The following is an 18,818-nucleotide window of genomic DNA, read 5'->3' on the forward strand; positions in this document are numbered from 1 at the left end:
TGGGCAATTTCAAAGGCTTACAGCCGGAGGGCCGGAAGAGTAAACGGCCCTCGAAGCGGCACGTCCGGGGGCTTCGGCAAGAATTCAAGCGTCACTTCGGCCGCACCGCACCGGGCAACATATGGATGAGCGGTAGACTAACGTGTGATCAGCCCTGCCGCTCGGATTCGACTCGCTTTGAGGAGCGCTCAGTCGATAAGTGCCGCCTTGAGCATGGATCGGAACTGATTGCGCGGTGTCCCGCGAACTTCGCCCGCAATGTTCGCCATGTAGATGGCGATTAGATCCTTGCTCGGATCGATCCAGAACAAGGTGCCGGCGTAACCCGCCCAGCCATACTCTCCAACCGAACCCGGGATTCCGGCCTCGCCGGACCGGGTGCGCACGGCGAATCCAAGTCCGAAGCCTTGCCCCGGAAAGAACCCCGGTATCGTACCCAGGTGATCCGCGGTCATCCAGCTCACGGTCTGGCTGCCCAACAGTCGCTTGCCGTTCGCCGTGCCGTTGCCCAGCAGCATCACGCAGAACTTCAGGTAGTCTTCCATCGTCGAGGTAAGGCCCTCGCCACCGCCTTCAAAGGCGTACTTCTGGCCCATATCGTAGTACCCGGCCATCTTCGGCGACACCGCCCGCTTAAGCTTGCTCTCGGGAAGGTGGAATTCAGTATCGGTCATGCCGAGCGGCTTGAAGACGCGCGCCGCCAGGACCTCGCCGAGAGGCTTGCCCTCGATCACCTCGATCACGCGGCCTAGCACGTCCGTCGAGCGACCATATTCCCACCGCGTGCCCGGTGAGAACCGAAGCGGCATCTTGGCAATGGTCGCAGCGAACTGGGCGTTGTTCTGGCCGTAGCTGCCGACCGCGGCCTCTTTGTAGAGGTCATGGACCATGCCTTTGCCGAACTCGGCGTAAGTTAGGCCCGAGGTGTGGCGCAGCAGGTCCTGGATGGTCATCGGGCGCGCTGGAGCCGAAAGCTCCAGCGTCGGCTTACCCTCGCCTCCACTCGGCTTTTCCGTACCGACCTTCATCTGGCCGAATTCCGGCAGGTACTTCGCCACCGGGTCGAAGATCTGCAGGCGACCTTCCTCGACAAGCATCATCGCCACCGCGCTGGTGATAGGCTTGGTCATCGAATAGATGCGATAGATTGCATCGGCTGGCAGCGGATCCTGCGCCGCCCCATCGCGGTAGCCCAGCGTAGCCTGCCCACGCGATCTTGCCTCTGCGAGCCACCAGCATCTGCACACCAGGCACCGTCCCAGCGTCGATGAGCGCCCGCGACGTGGCCTCGATACGCGCCAATTGCGGGGACGACAGCCCGACCTCCTCCGGCGAGGCCGCCTTCGGGATCGGAGCTTCAGCTCGCACCGTGGCGCTCAGAACCATCGTGAACAGCGCGAGCGCCGTTCCGACACTCCTCAATAGCAGCATGATTTGTCTCCCCTTAGGATCTGGAGCCAAGTCGCCAGTGCGCTCCGCGAAAGGCGTATTGTCAATTCGGCGGCTGCAAGCTGTTTGCGCTTCACCACCTCGAGCCCCCAGCGTTTTAGCCAGTTCCAGCTCTGCACGCGGGTCAGCAGCGCATTCGCCGCTTCGAACAAAAGCGAGCGTACTATCGTGTCGCCGCACTTGCTGACCTGGCCCGTACTGTCGATCTTTCCGGATGCGTATTTCCATGGCGTCAGGCCAAAGTACGCACCGACCAAAGCCGATTTGGAAAATCGCCGCGGATCCTCAATCGCCGTACAAAACGCCAGGGCTGTAATCGGACCAACCCCCGGCACGGTCATCAAAAGACGGCACACGGGATCGCGTTTGGTCAGCGACAGAACCATCCGATGTAGCGCCTCGACCCGACGAACAAGCTCCGCGCGGGCCTGCAAAAGTGTTTCAATGACGGCAGCGATATCGGCCTTGTCAGCGACCAGCTCTTGGACCCGCTTCTCAAACAGTCCTGCAGAAACCTTGCCGACCTTGAGATTGAATGCCTTCAACACACCTCGAATGTGATTGTCGATGTCGAGGCGCAGATCCACCAAAATCTTCCGGCTCCGCAGAACCATCCGCAATTTGTGCGTCGCCAAACTCTTGACGTGAACCCTCCTGTACCAGCCGGCCTACATAGCCCAGGCGATGTTGCGGGCGTCGATGCGGTCTGTCTTGACTGGCATCACCGACGTCACCCCTTTCATGTGCCGAGCATCGACGCACACCACCAGAAGGTCCAGAGCGACCAGGCCATGATAGAGCGCCGGCGCCAAAGACCCCGTCTCCATGCCAACCAGCTCAATCGGCACCTATTTGCTTCAGGAACGCAGCGATCGCCTCCGCCTCCGACGCCACCTTCCCCTCCTTCACCACCTTGCGTCCTTCATCGACAACGCAAACCGACGTTTCTTTCAATGACACGTCCAGCCCTGCAAAGTGCTTCATGTCAGTCCTCCAATCAGCCAGTCTGCTGAGGGGCACTACCCCTCGTCACGGCAGCTTGGAAAACAATCGACCTATCGTCACAAACACCGACGAAGTCGGACCCGATTACCTCATCCTCCGTTTTCTGCTCATTGTCCAAGCAAGTGACCTGAAGTAACCGCCCGCCGTCGCACCACTGGACCAGCGTTCTAGCTAGCGGTACCCCGACCTCCGAGGGCGCGATCATCGCGCCACGGACAAGGGACAGCTACTCAAGCTGCTCATTCGTCCACGCGAGTACTTTTCCAGTTCGCGTCGGTGCACACAAACAAGCGAATGTTGTGATAGTTCTTTCCGGGTCGCTGCTCATTCCTCTTGGCGCTGGCTTCAGGCAGGGCACCCGCTCAGTGTCCCTTCTCTTGATGACCGCGCGCCTTCCCTCTGGTTTCGTCGATCACCTCGTCGTACAGGTGCAGCTGCTCCTGCAGCGCGCGGAACATGAACGACCCTCCAAGAGGCCGCTCGATCGGGTGATGACCGTAAACAAGCTCGCGCGTGGTCCAGGTCATGTGCCAGGTGTTCCACAGGGTGGGCTCTGCATAGTGCTTCAACCGCTCCATCCGCACGGGGTCGTCTAGTAGCTCGCCCGCGTGCTCCAAGAGCGCGCCGACGCTGAAACGCTCCTGCTCGTAGATGAGGTTCCGCAGCTGCCTCCCCAAGGCCTCGTCGATGGTGAGTTGGACGTTCGTCCTCGTCAGCATCGCGTTGAGCTTGGTGTCGATGACCTCCTGGAGGTATTGAGTCGATCGTTCGGCGTTCTGTATCCTCAACAGCTGTCCGAGGCGCTCGTCGACTGCCTCCTCGACGGACGGAACGCGTCCAACGTCGGCGCTTGGGGCGGGGGCTTGCGAGCGTAGTGGCCCCAACTCCCGCGCTTGCCGCACGTCTTCCCGCAGTTGGGCACGCTCCCTAGCACGCCAATCTCGTGCCACTGTTTCATCGTCTGGCGGCGGAGTTCCACCTTTTGGCTGGGCTGGCTGGCGGTTCGGTTCATAGCAGTCGGCTCCCCACTCGTTCCCATCCTTGTCCTTGGGATAAGTGCAGTCGACTGCAAGGCCGCTAGAATCGGTCAAGCTGACTGGATCGTTGAGCGCGTAGGCATAGCGGTTGAGGGTCTGCGGCGCGTAGACATTCGGAATGATCGGGTCGGCCGAGATGAAGCGCGTCGTCACTGGATCATAGTATCGAGCGTTCATGTAGGCGAGGCCGGTCGGACGGTCGCTGCGGCTCCCCGCGTAACGATACTCGCTCCCTCCCGTGCCCGTGGCTCGCGCTTCTTCGCCCCAGGTACCATAGTCGTACTCGTTCTCGACCCTGCCGGTCCGGTCGGTGACGAGGCGCACCGAACCGAGCGCATCGGCGTGGAGGAAGTGGGGATTTGCTCTCTCGAGATAGGCTACGGGTCGACCCTCCGCCCACACCCAGGGCATGATGGCGCCGCGCTGATAAATCTGAACCAGTCGGTTCGGGTAGAGCGTAACCTTCCCACCGAGCTCGCTTTTCACCCGCTGACCGGAGAGGTCGTAAGCGTACCGTGAGACCTCCTTGGTGGCCAAATTCTTGATCGTTGCTGGACGTCCCTCGGTGCTCCAGTTGATCTCAAACCGAGTGGATTCACGCAGTTGCCCAATACGGTCATAGAAAAAGCGCTCCCCGCTCTGCGTTTCCGTTAAGGCGTGCACATGCCTCGTATCGCCGTATGTCACGCTGCCGAGCAGTGAGTGGCGAACGAGGTTGCCCAAGATGTCGTACGTGAATGTGCGGTTGCGTGCCGGGTCGCTCGACGTGACCATGGTCAGGCGCCCCAGGTCGTCGTGTCCATAAACCTCACGCCGCGTCCCTCGCGAGTCCTCGAGCCCTTCCTCCCTGACCCGGCCGGCGAGATCGCGCCGTACGACCTGCTCGAGGAGCCGTGTCCTCCCCTGGCTTGCGCTCACGCCGTCGCTCCAGCCGCGCAGGCGATCGTGCGGCCGCAACTCGACGATGCCATTGGCGTAGGTGATCTCGGTCGTCCGGCCGCGGGCATCATGGACAAACCTGTCGACGAAGCCGGGCACAGACTGAAGCAAACCGCGATCATCATAGACATACGCGACTGTCAGCGAAGACGGGGCCAACCGGCCATTTGCGCTTGGATAGGTGATCTTCCCGATTCGCCCCGCTCGATCGAACCGAGTCCCGACCTCATAGCACACTCCGTCGATGCAGCTGCTTTCCAGGTCGACGCGGCCAAGCGGGTCGTACTGGTACGTCGACAGGAGCTGTGCAGCGCTGGAGTTGTCCTCAATCTGGGTTATGCGTCCCTGGCTGGCTCCGCGCGGACCGCCCACTCCCGGGTCTATGTCCCAGGTCCACTGGACCCGACGAGTCCTATTCCCCGTCGCATCGAAAGACTCCTGCACTCCAGGGCGACCGATGGAATCGTAACTTATGCGCCGCATCGACTCATCGGCTCGAACTTCTTTCGCCAGCGTGCCGTCGTCGTTCCACGCGAAGGAAGTGCAACCGCCATCGGGGTAGCAGGAAGCCTCTAGGCGTCCCAGCGAGTCCCAGCCGAGTTTGGCAGAATTATTCCGGGCGTCGGTGATTCCAGTGAGGCGATCTAGCGCGTCGTACCCGTAGCTCGTGACACCCGTCTCCACAACAGGGCAGGTCTCTGCGACGCAATCCCGCCGGTTCTCCACAACTGCAACGATGCGGCCGAAAGGATCGATCTGGTAGCTCGTAGTGGCCCGTAGCTCGTCTGTAACCGTGCGCTGCGCGACCTCGTAGCGGACCCGTCGGCTGCTGCCATCTGGTCGGCTCATGGAGAAGAGCCGGCCGGCCGAGTCGTAATCGTAGGTAGTTACCTGGCGGGCATCCGCAGCAAACCTTGGTGCGGCCTCTTGCCGAACCCTCCCACTTGCCCCGTCATATGCAATGATTTCCTCGATGACACCCCCCTCTCGCTCCACGCGAACGGTGCGACCCAAGCCATCAAAAAAAGTCTGGTCCCAAAGCACGCCGTCTCGCGGACTGTCATCCGAACGCTCGTGCCGCACCGCTTGGGCGGGGGTGCTCCACTGCGCCTGTGTTGGCCATCGCCAGACATCGAAGGATCCGTCCGGCCGGGTTAACCTAAGCAGTCGTCTCAGGGCGTCGTAGGCGAACGTCGTCCGTCCGCCGTTGGCGTCGATACGCGCCGCAGGCAACCCAAGGCGCTTCTCCCAAGCAATTTCCGCGCAGTGAAGCGAGTCGCAAATCTTCTCCGGAAAGCGCGCGAGTTCACAGTCGTACTCGATAGTTCGGGTCACGCCCGCGCTGTTGGAGGGGATGGGGGGACCGGTGACCTCCCGCAGATTGCCTTGCTTGTCCCGCTTGTAGTTTACGTTGACGTAGGTACCCGTCTTGTCGTTCCAGCGACGGATGCGACTGATATCTCCCACTGGCCCCGGGGCGCGCATGTAGTCGCCCGAGCCATCGTACTCGTAGCGGATCTGCGACAAGAGTTTCCACAGGCCGCCCGTACGCCCGTAAACCTCCTGCACGGCCGGCCGATCCACGATGAAGTCGCGAATATTGAAGTTGACGGACTTGGTGAACCTTCGATCGTCATTGGAGTCAGCCGGATCGCCATCTTGGACGAACTCGCGAATGTTCCCATAGTCGTCATACACTAGGCGGTCCACGCTTCGGCGAGGCCTGGCGGCAAGCTCCCACTCCTCGCGCTCGACGGCGTCCATGCGGCAGAGAGAATGGCCGTGGGTGTCTCCGGTCGCCGTAACGTTGGGAGGTACGATGAAGCCGGTTGGCGCGAACACTGACGTGGTGCGACCGATCAGTCGGCGCTGATTGTTGAGCAACTCCTCAGTAGTACGGCGCGCGCCACATTCGTCACTCAAGTCGAGGTCAGACGAGAGTATGCGCGTGCCGTCGGACCTCTCGACGTGGCGGAAGCCAAGAAAGCGTCGCTTCTGATACGACCAAGTCGCGCGCGTGTAATTGAACTGCGTTACCGAGTCGTAGGCCCCGCCATCGACAGATCGCACGCCTACCGATTTCACGACGTAGGGTAACGCACCCAAGGGCATATCGCGATCGACCTCCACCAGAGTGCCATACGTGATCTCCTCGCTCGCACCCATGCCGTTGCTCGCGCGCGTCATACGAACGCTCCGGGCCGGGATGGTGATCACGTTGAGGTCACGGGTGCCCGGCTGCACTCGCACCAGCTCTGGAACACCATCGGAATCGAAGTCAGCAAGCTGCCAGGACGTCGTATCACCGTCTGTCAACGAAGGCGCGACGTTTGGGGTGACCGTCTGGACGAAGTTCGGATAGCGATTCCAAATGACCATGGTGGCGAGGTAGGGCCCGATCTTGCTGAGGTGAACGATGTCCTGCTTGCCGTCGCCGTCTAGATCGGAAACACGGAATTCCTGACTGGCAGACACATTGACTACAAGTCGGGGGGTTACCGGCGAATTCACGACGGGCTGCCAGCGCCCATTGCCGAGCGAGAGCATGTGGGAGACGAGGAGTTCGCCGGCCGCTCCGTATCGGAAGGAAGCGAGGTCGGTGCGACCGTCCCCGTTGACGTCCATCGGCCGCCAGTTCCGCGCCGCTAGGCTGGGCAGGACCACCGGGTCGTATCGATCGACCCAGCTCCCATCAGAGCGCGAAAGGAGCGTAAAGACGGTGGCGTTGTTCCCGAACGGGCCAGGAGGAGACGGGTCCGCCTCAATCCGCACCAAGTCCATTCGGCCGTCGCCGTCCACGTCTGCCGGAAAAAAGCCGCGTACTGATGGATGGCGAAGATTGCCATTGAAGCTGTAGTCTCCGTGTATGGCCGGCCCCCAATGGCCGTTGCCGAGCGCGGGTAGGGTGGTGACATGGATCTTTGCCTCGGCGTTCTGCGCCGTTTGGCGGAACGCGATATGGACTAGATCGGTCTTACCATCGCCGTTCACGTCGATGGCGTACCAGTTAAAGATATCGCCCCCCGGCGTGGCCACGTGGGTCCCCCGCAGATCGCTCATGAGCGAGAACGTGTATGGGTCGACGATCTTTCTCCAAGTTCCATCGCCATTGGATAACAGCGTCACGATCTGCTGAGAGACGTCGTCGATCAGGACGATGTCGACCTTGCCGTCCGGAGCGCCTCCGGGCCCGCCTCCGACGTCGACCAAGAACCAGTTGGACGCGGACTCGGGCGTGGCCAACTCGGGACGCAGCGGGGCGGTTTGCGAAGATGGCACGTCCTCTCGGATCAGGCGCCTGGTGCCATCAGGCTGGCTGATCTGCGTGAGTACCGTCAGCCCCGGGTTGGCGTAGTTGAGAAAGACCCAGTCCAACCGGCCGTCGCCATTCACGTCGACCGCGCGCCAGCGCGACAGATCCCGACTCCGATAGTCGCTTGGGAGGTCAAAAAAGATGAAACCTAGCGCTCCGCCGTCGAGCCACTGGAAGAGGTCCGCGATCCTGTCCCCGTTTACGTAGGTAGCGAACGGGTCATTGACGGTATTGCCAATCCAGGGCCAGTTCAGCGGGGTGTAGCAGCCGGTCTCGAAGGTTGAAGGAATTCGGAACACCCCGCTACCGTCAGAGTCTGCGATGGTGATCGATACGTGGTCATAGTTGAGCGTTGAATTACACGAACCAGCACGCTCGCGAATGGCGAAGACCAGATCGTCCAACCCATCTCCGGTGTAGTCCGCGACACTGACGGCTGGCATTTCACCCCTGACGGCGCTTTGCGTCACCAGGAACTGATCGGTAGTGCGGACTTGTGAACTGAATGTCGTGAAGGAGCCACCCGAACCGTTGTCGTTGGCGATGACCAGGAGCAGGTCCGCGCGCGAATCCGCGTTGAAATCACCGACCAGCACACGAGACGTTTGTCCCGAACCCGCAGGTTCCAAGTTGGTTTGTTGGGTCGGGGTCCAGGCAAAAGACCCGCTGCCATCCGAGATGCCGACCTTAACGTCAAGCCGGGATGAGCTCCCCACACGGCGCTCGTCTACCACCAACAGGTCGGATCGGCCGTCCCCGTTGGCGTCGGCAATGACAAGCGTGTGCCTGTCCGTCAACGTGTTAGTGCCGGAGTCTGTCTTCACATCGAACTTTCCGAAGCCGGTGGATACGGCAACCACCACAACCCACCCTCCTGTGCCTTTGACTGTACACACAAAGTCAGCGCGGCCATCACCATTGATGTCGCCCACGCCGCACTGGCTCTGAAGCGCGATGGATTCGGTTGGACTGGTCCACAGCTCTATCGGGTCTATCGGGTCAGAGTACGTGAACGTTCCGTTGCCGTTGGACAGCGCCGATATGATTTCCGCCTTGGCGGGGTTGCCACTGTTTAAGGGGTCAGTTCGCCGGTAGCGGAGGAACACCAAGTCCGATCTACCGTCCCCGTCGAGATCCGCGGCAAAGCTTCTCGTTGCGCAGAGGTTTGCCTGTGGCACGACCTGGTCCTGCCGGGGCGAAGGCCCGCCGCCGGCTCCCATAACTGTCCGTGTCGAGATTTGGTCGCAGGTGCCGCTCGTGCTCCAATGCAAGACGTCGAGCTTGCGATCACCGTCTAAGTCCCCCAGCGTAATGCTTTGTTGACTGGACGTCTCGATTGCGAATGGCTGGCCTGGCTGATGGGTGCGCACGATGACCCGGGGTGACGGCAGCCGTGGCATGAAATTGCGTTCAGTGCCGGTGACGCTCACAATGCCGGGGGCGCTCTCCATGTAGTCACTGCTGTAGATAGCGGGCAGGGTCGAGGGCGGAGGGGCCCGCTCCGTGGGTAAGAACTGGTCGTTGCCGGCCACGATGTTCATGAAGCTGGAGAGGGGGACGCCCAAGTGGGAGGGTGCCTCGAACCGGCGCTCGGGGGACGCCGTTCCTGAGAGGACGTTGCCCCCGGCATCGAGTACAGTGTCGCTTCCGTACACTTGGATTGACGCGACCGACGACCGGGAGTGCTTGTACCCGAGCGCGCCCGGCAGCTCAGGCAGGTAGTTGATCTGGTGGACGTTAACGAGCTGACCGCCCTCGGAGACTGCGATGGCGCGAAGGCGCCAGATGGTCTCCTCGAGCGGGAGGTTAGCCTCGGGGTTGCCCCCTATGGCGATGCTCACCGGATCAGGTCGCCCCTCCCAGAAAAAGTGGACGTTCGCGCCGGGCATAGGCGCGCCGACCGGCATGCCCGGGTCGTCCGGGCCCCTGGACGGGATCGGAGTACAGATCTTGCCCTCGCCGTAGGCAACATCGCTGAGGTAGCAGGTATTGGTGAAGCCGCAGATCCAGTCGTAGCGGACGCGGTTTTCGTGGGTGTCGATGACCTCGGTAAGCAGCCATCGGAGCGTGCTCTCCGGCGAGGCCGTGTTGCCCCTCTTCGGCGATAGGATGAGTCTAGTGCCGTTCGGCCTCCAGAGGGTCCAGGTATTGCTGGCTTCGTCCAGGCCGATCCGCGTATACGTCTCGATGCGTGTGGTGTGAGTGCCACCGGCTTGACAACTCGCGCTAAGGGTTGCGTCGGCACACGGAATGAGTTCGACGCCGTCGAGCCAGAGTTGATCGTTCTCCTTTGCGTCGAGGCGCGGCGCGCCCCGGAACTTTGATGTTCGCGTAATTTGCGATCCGACGCTAAGCGACCATCCGATACCGAGCGGCCCATCGCCTGCGTTCGAGTCGTAGTCGAGGCGGATAACTGGAGTAATTTCATGGAACGAAGGCACATCGACTTCGACTGAAGTCCAGTATGTTCCCGCGTCGGTCACCTCCGACAGAGCCGTGCCGCCGGAAGCCACAAGCAGTGCGAACAGGAGGAAGAGCCTCGGGAAGGCTTGGCCTGTGAACCGCATATGAACCCCCGCTCTAATGGACTACTGCGAGGCCGTGCAACGGCCGAAAATACAATGACCAGTTGGAGAGAAAGCGCTATTGCAACTGGGCGGCCGCAAAGGCAGCGATGCATCCGCGGCGCCCTGGGGCGCGCAATTGCGACAGTCCCTCGAGGGCTTGCCAGGACAGTGCTGCTGCCTGCACTGCTCGTTCGCGATTCAACATACCACGGCTAGATGCCTGTAATTTCGTAGTTGTACCAGAATTCCACAATCCATTGATCGCTCGCGCGTGAGAACATGCGGATGTTGCGATATCGATGGGTTGATTTGTCGTCTTTGCGCGTAGCCTCGATAACCAACGTGACCAAGGCTCGATTGCCTTGCAGGCTAACTGAAATGCCTTCGGCCACACGCCGGTCGAAGGGATTGTTCATCAAGCCATTAAGAAATTCACTTTTTCCAACTACTTGGCCGTTGGCACGGCGGAAAAGGAGGTGCTCCGAGAGATGATCTTCAAAGAACTTTCTCGCAACGTCCTTCCACTTCTCTTCATCGCCCTGCTGCTCTTCGACGGCAAACTGCTTATTCAAGTCGACTAGTGCTTGCTGAGCCCTAGCATCAAGGTCGCTACTCACATTGTCCTTTTTGGGTGCCGCCTGGGCGTAGACTGATGCGGCAACAAAAATGCTCGGCAACCCAAGAGCGCAAACCGCCCTTCTCCGCATGGTCGCTCTCCTTTGAAATAGCCTGGTGAGGCTAAAGCATGCAAAGGGGCCTTGAAGGTGGAGCTGAGTTTATTCGCTATGATGTTACCATACGTTGCAATTGCTTTCCACTATAATCACACGCAGTTCGTGAGATGAGGCTGCAAGCTGAAGTGACAGCTGCGTCCGGGCCGGCCGCATTGATTTTGCCGACATCCCTACCACGGAAGCTCTTGATCAACGCCGGTGCCTTCACAAAGCGCGCCGTCCATCGACACGTGGTCGCCCCCCAGCTGCGCCACCGCCGCCAGGAACTTCGCAGCGATCTCGCCTTCCGGCAGACAGTCAGTGTTCCTTGAGAAGTTCAAACGGTCTCATGCCGGGCACGTCCACCTCTTCCGAAACGGAAGGTCCAAACTCCATGCTCCATCAACTGCCTTTCTGACGGACTGCTGTAACACCCTGCGCCTGGTTAAGCCGCGTCGGCAAGGGCCTGACGAGATGCCCAGTTCCAGGGCAGCCGCTCGTCGAGCCGGTTGACGGCATGCGCCAGCAGGCCGCTTTCAGGATCGGTCGGATCTCGTCCGTCAACGAATGCTCGCCCGAACGGCTCGCGCGAGTAGCAGAACACAGCGCCGCCGGGCGGGGCGCGGCCGCCGAACGGCCGGTCGTCGTATCGCCCCGTCACGGGCTTGCCTCTGGCTAGCACCGGTATGGTCGTGTCAACCCGTGCAGCCGTTCAGCAGCCAGCACGTGAGCCAGAGCCGCTCATGCATGGGCCGCAGCGCCACAAGGTCGACAGGCTGAGCGGCACGCCCTGGCCGCCGTGGCCTGGCGGTTGATCGGCTGATGCTGGCCGCACTTCTCGAACAGGATCGTCGCCAGAACCGTGGATCGATGCAGCTGCGCGGCGGCGCATGGAATGGCGCTGGCGGCTGCTTGATAGTCTGGCAGGCACAGCCCTAGCAAAGAATCAGAGGATGAGTGCCAGAACGACGATCGCGGCGACCCATCGACTGCAACAGATCACGACACCGCACGAACCCGCCGGGATCTCCCTCCTCATCGAAGGCCGCGATGGCTTCAAGGGCAAGCACGCGCCCCATAACGAAGTTGTTCTGGCCGAACAGCCGGATGGCGGCCTTCTCGCGTTCGTCACCGGTGGGCGGCAGCACCAACCTCATGGCAAGTGCGTCATCGAGGTCCAGCTCAAAGTTGCGCGGATTTCTGGTATTGGCCATAAAACGAGCCTTCCTCCACAACGCGTGTGGAAGGCGACACTTCAGGCCGTTTCGCACCACCTCAGGCGCATCCTTATGCTGCTTTTCCGCTTCGGCGTACCACCGCGGCGCGTCGGCCGCGTCGCCTAACCAGCAGCGGATCGAAGCGAGGTTGGCATCGGCTGCGAACTGCTGATCTTCGTCGCCATCTTGACGCGCGCGGTGCACATGTGCCGTCGCGGCATCGAGGGCTCGCCCCCCGCGTCCCGCTGAATATTGCCACATAACGAGCGCGTCCAGTAGCACCAGGACAGCGGCGGCGTTGCCCTGGAACTCATAATTGATCATTTCCTGGCGCACGTAGTGGTCAGGCCTGCGCTGGAATTCCTGATCCGTGTCATGTAAATCCAGCCTCTGCATGAAGCCCGGACTGATCGGCCGGGAGCCACGCGTCGTGAGATTCTGCTTCACGGTGTTGAAATATGCCTCCGTGTCGACAAGGTCGATCCGGGCATCACGCGGGAGCTTGCCGCGTTCCATGGCGCTCAGAATCTCGTCGCAAAGGGTTAGCACCGTGCTCCGCCATTCAGGGACAAATCCGATGTGGCCGATGATGTTGTGCTTCACATAGGCCTCGAGCAGCGGGTTTCCGTGTGCAGCCCCGGCAAGGCAGGCATTCCATATCCCCATCGCCTGACCGATCCGGCCCTTTCGTACGGCTATCTCTCCGCGCAGGGCCTCGATGCGGACCTGGGTTTCCCGATGCAGGCCCAGACCCATGCGATCCTCCAGCCGCTCGAGGCACAGCAAGGCGGCATCATACTCTCCGAGCTTGACGAGCAGATCGGCCCGGATCCATGCGCTGTCCATCGCGTCGATATCGCCCGACACAAGTCCGGATGCCTCCGCCGCCGTCAGGTAGACGAACGCGAGATCCTCCGATGCGATCAGGTCCTTCAGCCCTTCGTCGTTCAAATCCTTGAGGCGCGTTCCCGATTCCACGAATTGACCCAATTGCACGGCCTCGCGCCAGCCGTACAGTCTGTACACGCTTGGCAGCAACGTTATGTCGCCGAGGTACTCACAGCACACCATCGCTCTCTCCATGGCGATTCCGGCATCCGCGAACCTTCCCCTGCGCACCATCGAATCGCCCAACGCATGAGAAGCCAGTGCTTCGGCGCGAACGTCGCGGGTCAACGCTTTATCGTCGTGGTCAGGGGCCACGCCGGTCCGCCGACGGCCGAGATCTTTCAACTGCCGACAGGCCCACTCTTCCTGTGCCTGGACACCGAACAGCCGATGTCCCTCGGCGGCGAGAGCCCGCATCGCCGGTCCTAGGACCGGGACGGATTGACGTTTGCGGCGGTCGATCGCCCTTCCCAACCATTGCCAGATCCTGCCGGCTATTGCCGTTTGGCCCGCCGCCGACAACAGTCGCATGCAGAACGCCAGTGTGTTGAGATTGCCCTGTCTGGCGTATAGGGCCCTGGCCTGAGTGCGCAGATCGTCCAGCCGGGCGCGCCGCGATTCGGTATCCCATTCCAGGGAGACCGGGCCGGCGCCCATCGCTTCTAGAGCCTGGGCCTGCTGCGACAGTACGAATACGCCGCGCTCGGCCACCAGGGCCTTAACCCGCTGATCGATCTTGTCCTTGTCCTCGGGGCGAACCAACCATCGGATCCGGTCGGCGCCCACCGGAATGCCGCGCATCGCAAGATAGTCGGCGCCAAACTCCAGATCGCCGCCCGAGAAGCCCAGGACGACCACGGAATGCTTCCTGAACAGCCGATTTAGTCTGACTCGAACGTAGGGCGGCAATCCTCGCAATTTCTGGCCGACAGTGTCGATCAGCGTGGCGTCTGCATCGGCAGAACCGTGGATCTTGAAAACTGTATAGCCACGACGCTTTTCACGATAGTCGTATGGCCTTGAGTAAACCTTGACCGCGATCTTCTCGTCGCCCAGCGCGCGTTCAATTAACGTATCGAAATTGGTCGTGACGATTGCCGAAATAAAGCCCGATCGTGCGAGTCGCGCCACGGCGCGGTGAGCCCCGTTGGGCTGCGAACTGTCGAGCGCACGCAACACATCGAAATACGAGTCACCCGACAGGATTTCCACGAGCGCGTTAGAAAGCGCCTTCGTTCCGACGTTGTCGAGCGTCAGCGCCGCGATTGCCTGGGCGATTTCCGGTTCGGTGCGGACGACACGGGCAGCGCAGGCCTTGGCCTCGTCGAGCAGGACCTGATTGAACTCGGCCCATGTCGGCAGAGACGTCGGGTGCCACAGGGAGAGGCCGGCACCGGCGAGCAAAACGTATGGGCCGGCGCCAATAGCGCCCAGATCGTCAGTGAATCGTGCGTCGGGCATTACGGCAGGCTAACCCAAACTCCTTCTCCGTCCCAGCGCTCAAGGCTCATCCGGCCGTCGCGGAACAAGCAGCAGCGCATCGTTCGCCCCACCGTCTACCACATACGACTGCATGGCGTTGACGCGCCAGAGAGCCGCCAAAAATGACGGCGTCGAGACGGCACGAAGATCATCACCTTGCCGGCGATGCGAAGCGCTAGCAGATCGGAAAGAACCCGGGCGCGATGAGGCTTTGGTACTCGAAGTCTCATAAAGCCGATGTTGGGCCGGTCGACGCCGTGCACAATATGCCAACGTCGCCCCCTGACTATTGCGTCACCGGATCTGATTGGTCGAACCGGCGAACGGGCTCCCCTTCGGCCGGCTAAACCCATGGGCCTGAGGTCACGCCGTCATGGGGAAAATAAAAAGCCAAAGCAACCTTTAGGGGTACCCAATCTAGGCTAGCTAGACCGCACTATTGTCTTCTGCTTTCGTTACACGGTGGCGACAGCCACTTCCGGTAGTACTTGGCTCATTTCGGCGCTCTGCCTCTGGTTGAATGAACAAATAACCATAAGCCGCCGCTATGTCGGGGCAACCGTAACGGGGGGAATCTATGAATAGCGATAGAGTTATCGAAAGGATTGTTGAGAACTTTTTTGCGTTCGTTGGTCGCAATTCGCCCGGATATCTAACGGACGAAATTCGACAGATCGTAGTCACTTGGGCTTTGACTAATAAAATGCTGCTAGCGGCTATGGATTACATTGACGCTGGTTTAGCTCTTGCTGAAAGTCCAACGGGCGCAAATCTTCGAAATTTGTGGCAAGCACTGTCGGAGACTGAAAGGGCGCTTTTGCTACTTGAAAGCAACCTTAACAATCCAGGTTTTGACCTTTCCCAAGTACCCGAATTACCCGAACTTCCGAGCTTTAAACAAGCAATCGCCGTTACTCTAAACAATTTGTTCCAGAGTAGGCTTCTCGAACCAACTTACGCATCCTATGCCGATCCGGTAACGGAACCCGGGTATACTCCCTACACGCCACCGCCCGCGATTGGCACTGTTGCGAAGGACTACTTGGCCGGCGCTACAGTCTTTGCCGACTTCGATCAAGATAACTTCCCAGACGAAGGCGAACCGTCAACTACCACGGACCAGGACGGCCACTTTGGTCTTTTCGGATGGTTGGGGCCGCTGGTTGTGCAAGGCGGCATCGACACCAAGACCGGCCTCCCATTCGCTGGCATTCTTGAGGCACCTGCCGGTTCTGCGACAGTCACACCACTGACGACCCTGCTTCAAGGTTTGCTGCAAAATGGCGTCGTTAATGCTGAGACAGTTCTACTCGACGCATTCGGACTGGACCCTCGCTATGAGGTTACTCAGCGTGATCCCATCATCGATGCACTCAATGGTACTCCGCTGCCATTTGCCGCTGGCGTAAAAGTTTACGACACAGCCGTTGGGCTCTCGTCTTTCTTTTCCGCGCTTGCAGACGTTCCGTTGACTGAGGTCATGAGCGCTGCTTACTCGGCCATAGCGCATATTCTTGCAACTAGAGACCCTGGATCGACAATCAATTTGACCGAGAAGGACGTTTTAACGGCTTGGGCAAATGCCGTTGCCAGCGACTTGAATGCAGTAGTGTCAGTCGACCTCATCAGCGGTGTCGCCGATATTCTTTCGGCACTCAACGGCGCGATAGACCAAGCCCTGGCTTCGTCGTTTGGCAGTGACTTGGTCACCAACATCGCGGCCGTACAGTTTCTTGCGCAAGGAACCATCTCCAACGACCTCCACTCGGTAGGCGATGGACAAATCGATATCGGATCCATCGTCTCACAATACACTGGAACGGCGTTGCAGCTCCTCCTCGCGGACGCGCGAGTGCAGCTTGGCGGAACGGCGGAGCTCAACGCGGCCCCTCACGCCGCGGACGATGCTGCCGTCGCTTCTTTTGGCGAAGTTCTGACAATCGCAGCTACCGATCTGCTTTCCAACGATACGGACGCGGACGGTGACACGCTCTCGATCATCGGCGTCGGCGGCGCAATTAATGGCACTGCCGACTTCGACCCGGTGGCCCAGGAAGTCACTTTCACGCCGAATGAAGGTTACAGCGGCCCTGCCTCCTTCCTTTACGAGATCTCGGACGGAAAAGGCGGCATCAGCCAAGCCAGCGTCAACGTCAATGTCGGTGCCCCCAACACCAGTCCAGTTGGTGCAAACGATTCGCTGGCCATGCTGTCGACCCAGGTCGTGGTCATCTCCGCAGCGTACCTTCTGTCGAACGACACGGACCTGGACGGCGACGTCCTTTCGATCACCGGGGTCGAGGGAGCCACAAATGGCACTGTCGCCTTCGACGCTGCCAAGCAGGAGGTTACGTTTACGCCGACCGCCGGCTACGTTGGCCCCGCCTCCTTCGTCTACGGGATTTCGGACGGCAAAGGAGGCAGCAGCCAGGCCACGGTCACCATCAACGTCAGTGCGCCCGCCAATACCAACCCTGTTGGCGTGCACGACACGGCAAGCACGACGGTCGACCAACCTGTTGTCATCGCCGCGTCTCATTTGCTCTCGAACGATACGGACGCAGACGGCGACGAACTTTCAATCAACGGCGTCGGTTCGGGCACGAATGGTACGGTCGACTTCAACCCGGCCACGCAGGAGGTTACCTTCACGCCGACCGCGGGTTACGCCGGCCCTGCGTCCTTCTTCTACACGATCTCGGATGGCAAGGGCGGCATTGGTCTAGCCAGCGTCGACGTCAGCGTAAGTGTGCCCGGCAATATCGTTCCGGTCGCTGTAGACGATACGGCAAGTACCACAGCAGGTCAGTCTGTCGTAATCGCGGTAGCCGACCTGCTTTCAAATGACGGTGACGCAGACGGCGACCCGCTGTCGATCACGAGTGTAGGCGGCGCCACAAACGGGGGAGTGAGCTTCAACACTTCGGCTCAGCAAATCACATTCGGCCCCAACCCGGGCTACTCCGGGCCTGCATCCTTCACCTACACCATCACTGATGGCAAGGGAGGTTTCAGCCAAGCCAGCGTCAATATTGCCGTCGATCCTGTCGCGGAGCCCCCCTCCGCATTTGCGCCTTACAACTCGAGCTCCAACACGGCCGTTGATCTTGTAAATGCGATGTCGGCAAGCGTTACAGGAGTTACAGTTGTCAGCGCCGAGTTCGTCGGGGCGGATAGGCAAGTCTCCTATTATGACGGGAGCTTAGCCTCCCTTGCGATTGGAAGCGGCGTTCTCCTGACCTCGGGAGACGGAACCCCACCGCAAGTGAACACCTCACCGAGCTATACACTTGGTCTCGGCGGAGCTGGTGACACCGAACTGTCCTCCATTCTGGACGCTGCGGGATTCACCAACTCAATCACCTATGATGCCGCCTACCTGCAGTTCTCTTTTGACGTCGGTGACATTGCTACAAAGAGCATCAGCCTGGATATCGTCTTCGGGTCTGACGAGTATCCAGAATATGCGGGTAACATCGTCGATATCGCCGCGGTCCTGGTGAATGGGGTCAACTACGCCTTGTTTGACGGAGACGTAAGCAAACCCTTGAGCGTGTTGCGAACTAACGTAGATAGCGGACTCTTCTTCAACAACAATGGCTTGCTCCCAATTGAGTATGACGGGGTTAGTGTCGAGCTCTCCATAACCGCACCGGTTGTACAGGGCCGGAATACAGTCAAGATTGCGATAGCGGACACCACGGATACGAGATTCGATTCGGGCCTGTTCATCAGTGGCTTCCACGCATCGACCGAAGATACCGAGGGCGGAATTGAAATTCCCGGCAATCGTGTCCCCATAGCCGTAGACGACACGGCCAGCACCACGATGAGCCAGTCTGTAGTGATTGCGGCGGCCGACCTGCTCGCCAATGACACGGACGCGGACGGCAATTCGCTTTCGGTCACGGGCGTCGGCGCGGCGACAAACGGCAACGTAAACTTCGATCCACTCAGCCAGAAGATCACCTTCATCCCGGACGCCGCCTACATTGGCCCCGCCTCCTTCGTCTACCAAATCTCTGACGGGCTGGGCGGCATCAGCCAGGCCAGCGTCAATGTCGATGTCGGAGTGCCCCTCAATACCAACCCGACCGACATTGCCCTGACACCCAGTGCCGTCGCGGAGAACTCGCCGACCGGAACGATTGTGGGGTCGCTGTCGGCAAGCGATCCGGATGTCGGCGAGACGTTCACCTTCTCACTGA

General features: G+C 60.3%; 8 protein-coding genes and 1 pseudogene. 1 reads left to right on the plus strand and 8 read right to left on the minus strand.

What is annotated here, in order from left to right; translation table 11 throughout:
• Positions 1-188: 188 nt before the first annotated feature.
• From RSO01_RS40755 to RSO01_RS40790, 8 genes and pseudogenes are all read right to left on the minus strand, one after another.
• A complete protein-coding gene (locus RSO01_RS40755) occupies positions 189-1,247 on the minus strand; it encodes a serine hydrolase domain-containing protein (protein WP_170303739.1) in 1,059 nt (352 codons plus the stop codon).
• 171 nt (positions 1,248-1,418) lie between these two features.
• Positions 1,419-2,036, minus strand: a complete 618-nt coding sequence (locus RSO01_RS40760; RefSeq protein ID WP_170303740.1) for a transposase — start codon at positions 2,034-2,036, stop codon at positions 1,419-1,421.
• Positions 2,037-2,117: 81 nt separating this feature from the next.
• Entirely contained in the window at positions 2,118-2,297 is a 180-nt protein-coding gene (locus RSO01_RS40765) for an IS110 family transposase (RefSeq protein ID WP_147156337.1), read from the minus strand.
• Positions 2,287-2,433: an IS110 family transposase gene (locus RSO01_RS40770; RefSeq protein WP_147156338.1), complete on the minus strand. Its 147-nt coding sequence runs from the start codon at positions 2,431-2,433 to the stop codon at positions 2,287-2,289. The genes RSO01_RS40765 and RSO01_RS40770 overlap by 11 nt, the downstream gene beginning before the upstream one ends.
• 383 nt (positions 2,434-2,816) lie before the next feature.
• On the minus strand, positions 2,817-10,310 hold the full coding sequence (locus RSO01_RS40775; RefSeq protein ID WP_147156339.1) for an FG-GAP-like repeat-containing protein: 7,494 nt from the start codon (positions 10,308-10,310) through the stop codon (positions 2,817-2,819).
• 212 nt (positions 10,311-10,522) lie between these two features.
• Positions 10,523-11,017, minus strand: coding sequence for a DUF4440 domain-containing protein (locus RSO01_RS40780; RefSeq protein ID WP_147156340.1), 495 nt, complete (start codon positions 11,015-11,017; stop codon positions 10,523-10,525).
• A 580-nt stretch (positions 11,018-11,597) separates the two neighbouring features.
• Positions 11,598-11,952: pseudogene (locus tag RSO01_RS49255) on the minus strand (IS66 family transposase); the annotation flags it as partial.
• Positions 11,953-11,958: 6 nt separating this feature from the next.
• On the minus strand, positions 11,959-14,589 hold the full coding sequence (locus tag RSO01_RS40790) for an SIR2 family protein (protein ID WP_147156342.1): 2,631 nt from the start codon (positions 14,587-14,589) through the stop codon (positions 11,959-11,961).
• A 739-nt stretch (positions 14,590-15,328) separates the two neighbouring features.
• On the opposite strand from RSO01_RS40790, the gene RSO01_RS40795 reads away from it, so the two are divergent.
• Positions 15,329-18,818: cadherin-like domain-containing protein (locus tag RSO01_RS40795; protein ID WP_170303741.1), on the plus strand; the 3,490-nt coding region annotated here is incomplete at its 3' end.

Origin of the sequence: Reyranella soli (assembly GCF_007992495.1) — a bacterium.
Lineage (GTDB): Bacteria > Pseudomonadota > Alphaproteobacteria > Reyranellales > Reyranellaceae > Reyranella > Reyranella soli.